The organism is Streptomyces sp. ISL-36 (genome assembly GCF_018614205.1).
Classification (GTDB): domain Bacteria; phylum Actinomycetota; class Actinomycetes; order Streptomycetales; family Streptomycetaceae; genus Streptomyces.
Genome location: NZ_JAGGOS010000173.1, coordinates 1 through 9624, shown reverse-complemented (window position 1 = coordinate 9624; position 9624 = coordinate 1). Strand labels below are relative to the sequence as shown.

The following is a 9624-nucleotide window of genomic DNA, read 5'->3' as shown; positions in this document are numbered from 1 at the left end:
CATCAAACGCAAGATGACCAATTGGCACCTCAAACACCCCCACCACCGCAACCCACCCCCACCACCGACTCACACCGTCACGCTGGTGCCACCCACCAAACCAACCAGCAGACGCCTGAAAGGCACCTAAATCACCGGTATTGTTCCTAGAACCCCATGACGGGGGGAGGGGCCTGACCGGCACGCTGCCGGTCAGGCCCCTCCCCCCGTCATGTCGGTGCCGGCTCGCGCCGGTCCCCCGGTCAGACGGCCGGGATGCCGAGCATCGCGGAAGCATGCTGGAGGGGGTCGAGGCCGCGGGCGGGCGCGGAGTTCTGGGGGAGGCTGCGGCAGGTGAAGCCGAGCTTGGTCATGGCGCGGAGGACTTCACCGGCGCTGAAGTCGCGGCGGTCCTGGCGGGTGATGACTTGGCCGACCTGCTTGACGGGGTAGGTGCGGCGGCCGATGATCACGGACTCGCCCACGGCCGGCTCGGGCTTCACGCCCTGCATGGACTGCAGGACGCCGCTCTTGGTGAGGTCGAACGGGAAGCGGGCGATGACACAGCGCATGATGCCTCACAGGAAGAAGAAGGAGGGGACGTTTCTGCCGCGGTGAGGCGGATCAGCGGGCAAGGGCGAGGACGCCCAGGGCGCTGCCTTGTTCGTCGATGACGGGCAGCACGTCGAGCCGGCGGTGGCGCATCGCGTGTTCGGCCTCGGCCGTCGTGGTCAGCGGCGAGGTGAACAGGCCGCGGTCGCCGGGTACGCGCGCAGACGGATCTGGTCGGTGTAAGCGGCGCTGTCGCGGACGGCGGTGAACTGGGCCCGGGTGACCAGCCCGGTGCACAGGCCGTCCTCATCGCAGACGAGCAGACGCCCCGTGCGCGCACTGGCCATCACGGCCAGGGCCACTTCGACGGTCATGTCGTCGCAGACCTGCGGTCCGGCCACCTCCATGACGTCGTTGACCGTCTGGGGCGCAGGCTTGGTGTTCGCCCAGCAGGGCTGCGTCCGGACCAGCGTCACAATATGCCTCCTGCGCAGATGGGTGAGTTTCCGGATCACGCGGTTCTCAGGCCGCCGCCGCGGCGAAGGCGGGCCGGCGGGCGCCGGCCCGCCGGGCGGCCGAGGCGGGACCGCGGCGGCCACGGGAGGAGGATGTGCTGCGCTTGGGGCGCTCGGACACCGGCGCCGTGATGGTGACCGGGATGCCGGAGGGGGCCTGGGCGCCGGTGATCCGGATCAGCTCTGCCTCACCCGAGCGGACCTGGTTGGTCTGGGGCACGATGCCGGCGTCCTGCATGAGGCGGTTCATGCCGCGGCGCTGCTGGGGTGTGACCAAGGTGACGACGCTGCCGGACTCGCCAGCCCGCGCGGTGCGGCCGCCGCGGTGGAGGTAGTCCTTGTGGTCGGTCGGGGGGTCCACGTTGACGACGAGGTCGAGGTTGTCGACGTGGATGCCGCGCGCCGCGACGTTCGTCGCGACCAGGACGGTCACGTGCCCGGTCTTGAACTGGGCGAGGGTGCGGGTGCGCTGCGGCTGCGTCTTCCCGCCGTGCAGGGCGGCGGCCCGCACCCCGGAGTTGAGGAGGTCCTCGGTGAGACGGTCTACGGCGTGCTTGGTGTCGAGGAACATGATCACCCGGCCCTCACGGGCCGCGATCTCCGTCGTCAGCCGCTGCTTGTCGGCGCCGTGCACGTGCAGTACGTGATGCTCCATCGTGGTCACCGCGCCCTGCGAGGGATCCACGGAGTGGACCACCGGGTCGGTGAGGTAGCGGCGGACCAGGAGGTCGACGTTGCGGTCCAGGGTCGCGGAGAACAGCATGCGCTGGCCCTCGGGGCGGACCTGGTCCAGGAGTGCGGTGACCTGCGGCATGAAGCCCATGTCGGCCATCTGGTCGGCCTCGTCCAGGACGGTGATCGCCACCTGGTCGAGCCGGCAGTCGCCGCGGTCGATGAGGTCCTTGAGGCGGCCCGGGGTGGCGACGACGACTTCGGCGCCGCCGCGCAGCGCGTTCGCCTGACGGCCGATCGGCATGCCGCCGACGACGGTGGCCAGGCGCAGCTTCACGGCGCGGGCGTAGGGGGTGAGGGCGTCGGTGACCTGCTGGGCGAGCTCCCGGGTGGGGACCAGGACCAGGGCCAGCGGGCTGCGCGGCTCGGCGCGCTGTCCGGCGGTGCGGGCCAGCAGGGCCAGGCCGAAGGCGAGGGTCTTGCCCGAGCCGGTTCGGCCACGGCCCAGAACGTCACGTCCCGCAAGGGAGTTCGGCAGCGTGGCGCCCTGGATCGGGAACGGCACGGACACACCCTGAGCGGTGAGCGCCGCCAGCAGGGTCTTCGGCATCTCGAGGTCGGCGAACGCCTCGACGGCCGGCAGCGCCGGCGTGATCGTCTTCGGCAGGGCGAACTCTCCCTGCACTACGGCGGGCCGCCGGCCCTGACCTCCCGAGCGGCGGGAAGTGCCCGAACGGGTCGGGGCGGACGACGAACCGAAGCGGCTGCCCCGGGGCGAACCGGCGGCGGAGCCGAAAGCGGGAGCGCCGGTGCGGCGGGTGCGGGAAGAGCGGCTGTTCGTGCGTGTGGGGTTCATTCAGAACCTTCCTTGATACGGCACGTATCGAGGAATTCCACAGCGTAAGCAGCATGCGGAATCACAGGCACGGACCGAATAGAATGAGAAAAGCGAAAGTGAACGTGGCGCACGGGAAATCCGTGCGACGCAGGCGAAAAGGGGATGCGCGCGGAAGTGAATCCGGGACATCGAGGGGTACGGCTCCGAAGAGGAGGCTGCGTCCCTTGGGATGCTGTTCCGGCAGGAGAAATCACTGCGGAATAGATGCAGCTGGGGCCCGCACCCCGAGGGATGCGGGCCCCAGCTGCAAGATACGCGTCAGCGTCAGACGGTGACGATGTTCTCGGCCGTCGGGCCCTTCTGGCCCTGCGCGATGTCGAAGGTGACCTTCTGGCCCTCCTGCAGCTCGCGGAAGCCCTGGGCGGCGATGTTCGAGAAGTGGGCGAACACGTCAGCGCCGCCACCGTCCTGCTCGATGAAGCCGAAACCCTTTTCCGCGTTGAACCACTTCACGGTGCCAGCAGCCATGTCATATCTCCTCAGGGCAGTACACCGGCATCCGTACCGTACGGACGCCGTGTCGCCGCGATGATGCCCTACCCGGAAAATGACCGGAAATACAAAACGCTTCCGTGCGGCACTTGGCCAGTAGGAGACGCTTGAAGTTTTTTGGGTACCAAAACTGCAACTAGGGTCGACAGTAGCACGCCGGGACGGGTTGTGTGCGTTGAATAACCCCCCCATGCCCGCAGTGCTAGAAACACTCCCCGCCTTGACCGCTAAATCCTCGCTCCGCCGCGGCAGATATCAGATTGGCTCCATCACACGTTCGGGACGGAAGAACTGAGGACTGCCCGCCACCGCTCGGAAGGAGAAGACCCTTTGGCGGTTCGTTGCACCGGACGTATCACCCGCGAGACCGTTCCCGAGTCGGCCCCGCCACCCGGTCCTGGCCTACCCCAAGTCCAGGACCACCACCGTCCTCACACACCACCCACCGAAGCCGAGCTGGTGCCGGCACGACCGCCGGGCCGAAGGTCGCGCTGTCCGGGAACCCGGCCGTGCATCAACTCCTCATCCCGCGGGGCTTTCGCTCAAGCAGCGCTCCACTGATGGGGCCGGCCCCCCACGACACTCCACCCAGCGCGGATCATCCAGCGCCCTCTCCGGGTCAGCCACGCCAACCACTTCAAGGAAGACGACCAGGTCATGGTCGGAGTGCGCCAGGCCCAGGACCCCCGCCCTGGCCGCGACGACGCATGGTCACCCGACGAAGGCCCGACTTCGACGGCCGGTGCACGACGATTGGCGCACTGCCCATACTCACCAGGTTCGCCCCACTGCGGCACCCCAGCCAGCCACACGACCTCTTCTTTGGCTATCGCGTGGAAAGAGGTGTCGTCGTCACTGGGAGGCTTGCCCACCGGGGGTGATCTGCGGAAACGGGCGGGGGCCGATTTGCCGGGCTCCCACTACCGGTCACACCCTCGGTCCCGCGCTGGACGCAACCGTCCAGCCAACGGTTCAGCCGCCCTTTGGTGCAACCCTCTCCGCGACCGAAGCGGACTACGGCAGGCGCGTCGAGGGCCAGGCCGGGTCCCGCCGCCAGGCCGCCCACCGCTCCGCGTGTGCGAACAAACCAGAACGGTCGGCGAGCATCGCGAGGGCCTGATCGCGGGGGGCGTCCAGGGCCTGGTGATCGGTGTCGGTGACGAGGCCGAGCCGTCGAACGTGCGCGTACTCGTCTTCGTCCTTCCGCTCTCAACCGGTGAGGTCGGGAGCGATGAGCAGATCCACGGTGCGGTTGTAGGTGTCGAACCCGATCGGCGTGCGGACGGTGGGCCGTTCGAAGTTGGCGTACCAGTTGCGCAGCCGCCGCCCGTCGCCGTCGGGGACGCAGAAGGCGTTGATGCTGAACCAGGCCACCGGGGGGCTTCCACAGCAGCAGGTCGGTCTCCTGCCACACCGCGGCCGCGAGCTCCCACGCACCGGTCACCATCGCGTCGAACGCCTCCGTGCGCACCGAGCGGACACCGTCGGTTCGGGTCATGGCATACAGGACCGGCCAACGGATCTCCGCTCCGGCGAGCAGGCGGCCACCAGGGCCTCGCTTGTGTCGGCGACGACGCGCAGCGCGTGCTCGCTCCACACCCGGTCCATACGGTGCGCGTCGCGCCGTACGACCGTCTGGCCCGTCCCGAAATGTGCATCGCGCCCTCCCTCACGCATCCCGGCCGGTGGTCCGGCTGCGCTTGCCCACCGCCTCAGCGGGCCTCGGGGCGGTGGGCAAGCCGCCGCCCGGGGGGGCTCACCTGGGACGGCAACGGCCGCGCCACGTGGTCCTACGGCCCTGAGATAGTCCGCGGCGAGCAGCACATCGTCTGGCGCCGCATCGGCGGGCACGACATCCTCGCCGGCCCCTGATCCGGCCGCACGTTCCTCACGTCCTGCATGTCGTCGTACTCGGCGGTGTTGGGGTACGCCTGCACGGTGTAGGTGGTCATGACAGCCTCCCGGAGAGACCCCGGGGGTGCGGGGTCAAGGCTCGAGGCTTTGCTGCGCCCTGGTCGGCGTTATCCGCCATCCCCGCGTAGCCGCGGTCCACGGCACTTGGGCATGCATGGTGGGCCGCCCCTGGGCCCCCATCCCGGCTCGAGCTTCATCGTTCTCGGTGCTCGTGCTCGAACGACTTCTCCCGTGCGGCCCGGTAGGCCGCGACCAACCGGGGGTGACCCGCGCTCGACTCCGGCAGGTCCTCCAGCCCGTTGTGCCCGCAGCAGATTCGCTCCCATCGGCCGTCGAATTCCGCTCCGATGCGGCCACAGCCCAGGCAGACACACCAAGCGAAGAATGGATCGCCTGTCGAGGCGAGCATCCCCTCCCGGGGAAAGACGACGCTGCCTGTCGTCGAGTCCGGCCGCGGGATGTCTCCGTGCGCAAGCAGCGCCCGTCCCTGCCACTGCTCGGGCAGAGCTCCCCAGGGCACCGGCGCGATGCCGGCCGCGAGTTCCCGCTCGGACGGAGGATCGGCAGCCTGCGAAGCGCTCCCACAGCTCGGTTCCATCTGCACCCTCGTGGCCCTTGACCTCGAACCACAGCCGGAGTTCGGGAAGCCAGAAGTCGGGCAGGTACCAATGTCCGGAGCCGAGGTCGAAGCCCTCCGGCTCGTACTGCCAGACCACGCCAAGGTGATCGAAGAACACCGCCCACCGGGCTCGAGGCGCGAGCGGAATCGACACCCGCCGTACCGGGTGACGATTGCCCGGATCTCACGGCTGTCACCGGTCACCATCAAGTCCCCTTCTCATGACGGCATCCTTCCGGCGTGGAGAGACCAGTACATCAGCGCCGGCCCGACGGCGCGGCCGGTTCGACGGCCCGGCCGCAAGAAGAAGCGGTGCCGACAGGACGAAGGCGAGAGGTCGGGGCCCGTACGCCTTCACCCGAAATTCCCGGCGCCCCGACCAGGCCGAGGCCATACGTCCGGGTTCACCGGCTCCCCGACGATCCTGATCGACGGCCGCGACCCGTTCGCCGAGCCCGGTGCTATCCCGTCGCTCGCCTGCCGGATCTACCGCACCCCGACGGGCTGGCCGGAGCACCCGGTGTCGACCAACTCAGCCAAGCACTCGGTGCAGCTGCTGGGGAGCGTGAACGCCGCGTACGCCGTCACGCTCCAGTTCGAGCAGGGCGAGTCCAGCCGTCACCGGCAACCGGCCGGACGACGCCAGACGCTTCAGATTAGAGACACGCCTCGGCCGCCGAAGAACTCGGCGAACTCGGCGGCGGGCAGGCTCGCGGTGCGGGCCTGTTCGGTGTGGCCGGACGGGCTGCGGAAGTACACGGTGTCGCCCTGGCGGCCGGTGACGAGGACGAGGTGTCCGCCCTTGCCGGGGGCGGGGTTCTCGGGGCGGCGGATCTCCTTGTGCACCGAGGCCATCACCAGCCGGCCGGAGTCGAGCAGAGCGAGAAGGTCGGGCACCGTCAGGGTGGGGTGAACCTCGGCGTGCAGGCAGTGGACGTCGTGCCCTGAATGGGGATCGATTTCAGCCGCCCGAGCGATGCTGCTCGTGAGCATCGACAGGGCCGCAGCCCGCCCATGGCCTTCAAAACCTCGCGACGATCCAAACCGGCCAATGCCTCTGCCTTTCCCTGTGCCGCCGGAGCTCCACACGTCTCCTCGGGCGGTGACACAGAGCACTGGTAGCAGCAGCCGCCCAGCCGAACCTCCGACCCGCCGAACACACTCACCCGCCCAGCCCCTGCGCATTCACCGCAGAAACGTCCATTCACCTCCACCGAACCGCCGTCGCCTCACCCCCGGCCGATTCCGGTCGGCGGTGGTGGGGCGGGTGTGTGCTGCGGCGCGTTACCGGGCTGTCGTTGCTCTGCCCGGTCTGTCGGCGCGTGCTGTCGTCTGGTTGTCGATGGTGACGTGAGGTTGTTGAGGCCGGCCGCGCTGAGGTATGTGATGGCCGCTTCTGCGAGCGCGTGGTTTTCGGCGTGGTGGGGAGGTCGAAGGACAGGTGGGCGCCTGGGCGAGAGGGACGTCGGAGTTGTCGCTGGTGAGGGTGACGACGGTGGCTGTCTCGTCCTTGCGGCAGGAGACCAGGCGGCCGCCGACGCCCTGGACGGCGAGTGGAGAACCCGGCTTTCGGACCGAGCAGTCCACTGCTCTCTCGGTGCCGGGCGGACCTCCGGACTCCTGGAGGGTCACTGGAACCAACGAAGGCACGGAGACGATCTCCATGAGAGTTGAAGCCGTCTGCGTCAACGGTACCCAGTGAGCCCGGCTGCGGGCGCGGCGCGGGCGGTGCGGCGGCCTCGGGGTTCCGGCCATGTTGCCCGCCTCCTGTCCGGCACCCTCGTCGGGCGCTGCCTACCTGGGTTTTGGCAGCATCCGGGGGTTGAGCTACAGGTGCTCTCGTAACTCACCGACAAAGCCGGGCGTGGACGAGGGCACGGTCCGTACTGAGATGACGCTCTCCAGCAGCAGGTCACCTTTGGCGTCACGCCGGTGCGGCGCACGCCGGGCGAGCCTGGCGTCAGGACGCGCGCTTCCGGGTCGTCTTCTTCGCCGTGGTCTTCTTGGCGGACGTCTTCTTCTCCGGCGCCTTCGTGGCTGCGGCCCTCTTCTTCGGCTTCGTCATCTCGTGGACGGTTGCCTCGCCCGTTTCGTCTCCCGATGAATCCGGTACTCCTCCTCCACGACCACCCAGGCCACCTTCGATGGGCCTGGCAGTACAGCCTTCTCAGCTCGATGGATGACGCATGGACTAACCTCGCGCTTTCGAGAGTGGGACCGTCCGGGTCTTGATCAAAAAAGTGTAGAGTGCTGCTGACCTGCAACGATGGGACTTGTCGAGGGTCCTGTCAGCTGCAAGGAAAGAAGCACTCTCCAGGTGAAGAAGCGTAGCGGGTCGTACCCGCGTGTCCGTGTCGAGGGCGGCGGCCGTGGGGTCGTCTCGCAGGCCGGGTCGGTGCTGCTGGTCGAGACGGTCCGCAAGTCCGGCTTGGACACCGCAATATCGGCGGCGCTGGCGCCGTGGCGCAAGCCGCGGGCTGTGCACGACCCGGGCAAGATCCTGCTGGATGTGGCCCTGGCCGTCGCACTTGGCGGAGACTGTCTGGCCGACGTCGGCATGCTGCGGGCCGAGTCGGGTGTGTTCGGCCCGGTGGCTTCCGATCCGACGGTATCCCGTCTCGTCGACGTGCTCGCCGCGTCCGGACCGAAGGCCCTGGCCGCGATCCGGGATGCACGTTCCCACGTGCGCGGGCGGGTCTGGGACCTGGCCGGTGAGAGCAGTCCGGCCGCCGACGGCCACGTGATCGTGGACATCGACGGTGTGCTGGTCCTCGCGCACTCCGAGAAGCAGGACGCCACCGCGACCTGGAAGAAATCCTTCGGCCATCACCCGCTCGTCGCGTTCGTCGACCACGGCCGGTCCGGGTCCGGAGAGCCGGTGGCCGCCCTGTTGCGGCCAGGCAACGCCGGCTCCAACACCGCGAGCGACCACATCGAAACCGCCCAGCTCGCCCTGGCCCAACTGCCGAAACACCTGCGGCGGGGACGGCAGACACTGATCCGGACCGATTCCGCCGGCGGCACCCATGCCTTCCTCGACTGGCTCTCCAGGCGGGGCCGCTGGCTGTCGTATTCCGTCGGAATGACCATCACCGACGCCATCCACCAGGCCGTCCTGAAGATCCCGAAGAAGGCGTGGACGCCCGCCTACGACTCCGGCGGCTCGAGCGGCCGGGCGCCTGGGTCGCGGAGATCACCGACATGCCCGACCTGAGCGCCTGGCCGAAGGGGATGCGGCTGGTCGTCCGCAAGGAACGGCCGCATCCCGGCGCCCAGTTGCGCTTCACCGACCTCGACGGACTGCGGCTGACCTGCTTCGCGACCAATACAAAGGGCGGCCAGCTCGCCGACCTCGAACTGCGTCACCGCCGCCGGGCTCGCTGCGAGGACCGCATCCGAAACGCCCGCGACACCGGCCTGCGCAACCTGCCCCTGCACGACACCGCCCAGAACCAGATCTGGCTGGAGATCGTCCAGCTCGCTCTCGATCTCCTCGCCTGGATGCCGATGCTCGCCCTGACCGGCCAAACCCGCCGCTGGGAACCGAAGAAGCTCCGCCTGCGACTGTTCTCCGCTGCCGCCCAGCTCGTGAACACCGGCCGCCGCCACTGGCTCCGCTTCACCGCCCGATGGCCCTGGACCGACATCATCACCGACGCGATCGGCAGGCTCCGCAGCCTCCCGAACCCCGGCTGACCAGCCACTTCGATCGTTCCGACAACCCGCAGCACCCAACCGGCGAAGTGGAACCCGGCGCCCACCCGACGCGAAAGCCGGGCCCTCAACCTGCCCCAGCCCGAAACGACCCCACCACACAGACACAGAGTCGCCGTCAGCAAGCTGACGACGACTCATGAACGATCGAGGCTAACGCCGCAAACAGCGCTGCGACCTATCGGATACCCATGAGCCACACAGACGAATGAGACCTGACTCATGTACCTGGTACGCAGTAACCACCTCTAGCCTCGCCGTTTCGGTTG

Annotated in this window: 5 protein-coding genes and 2 pseudogenes; 1 reads left to right on the top strand and 6 read right to left on the bottom strand. The window is 68.7% G+C overall.

Translation table 11 applies throughout. From position 1 onward, the window contains the following. Nucleotides 1–242: 242 nt before the first annotated feature. From J7E93_RS33950 to J7E93_RS33925, 6 genes and pseudogenes are all read right to left on the bottom strand, one after another. On the bottom strand, nucleotides 243–551 hold the full coding sequence (locus tag J7E93_RS33950; RefSeq protein ID WP_215073887.1) for an SCO5918 family protein: 309 nt from the start codon (nucleotides 549–551) through the stop codon (nucleotides 243–245). A 52-nt stretch (nucleotides 552–603) separates the two neighbouring features. Then, a pseudogene (locus tag J7E93_RS33945) lies at nucleotides 604–1007 on the bottom strand (CBS domain-containing protein). A 46-nt stretch (nucleotides 1008–1053) separates the two neighbouring features. Continuing rightward, nucleotides 1054–2574 carry a DEAD/DEAH box helicase gene (locus J7E93_RS33940; protein ID WP_215073886.1) on the bottom strand — a complete coding sequence of 507 codons (1521 nt, stop codon included), beginning with the start codon at nucleotides 2572–2574 and terminating at the stop codon, nucleotides 1054–1056. 306 nt (nucleotides 2575–2880) lie between these two features. After that, a complete protein-coding gene (locus J7E93_RS33935; RefSeq protein ID WP_200430022.1) occupies nucleotides 2881–3084 on the bottom strand; it encodes a cold-shock protein in 204 nt (67 codons plus the stop codon). A 1233-nt stretch (nucleotides 3085–4317) separates the two neighbouring features. Further along, nucleotides 4318–4482 carry a DUF402 domain-containing protein gene (locus tag J7E93_RS37610; protein WP_251067492.1) on the bottom strand — a complete coding sequence of 55 codons (165 nt, stop codon included), beginning with the start codon at nucleotides 4480–4482 and terminating at the stop codon, nucleotides 4318–4320. Nucleotides 4483–6292: 1810 nt separating this feature from the next. Further along, nucleotides 6293–6538 (bottom strand): hypothetical protein, encoded by a 246-nt coding sequence (locus J7E93_RS33925; protein ID WP_251067491.1) that lies wholly within the window; start codon nucleotides 6536–6538, stop codon nucleotides 6293–6295. Between the two features lie 1420 nt (nucleotides 6539–7958). On the opposite strand from J7E93_RS33925, the pseudogene J7E93_RS33920 reads away from it, so the two are divergent. Next, nucleotides 7959–9337: pseudogene (locus J7E93_RS33920) on the top strand (IS1380 family transposase). Nucleotides 9338–9624 lie beyond the last annotated feature (287 nt).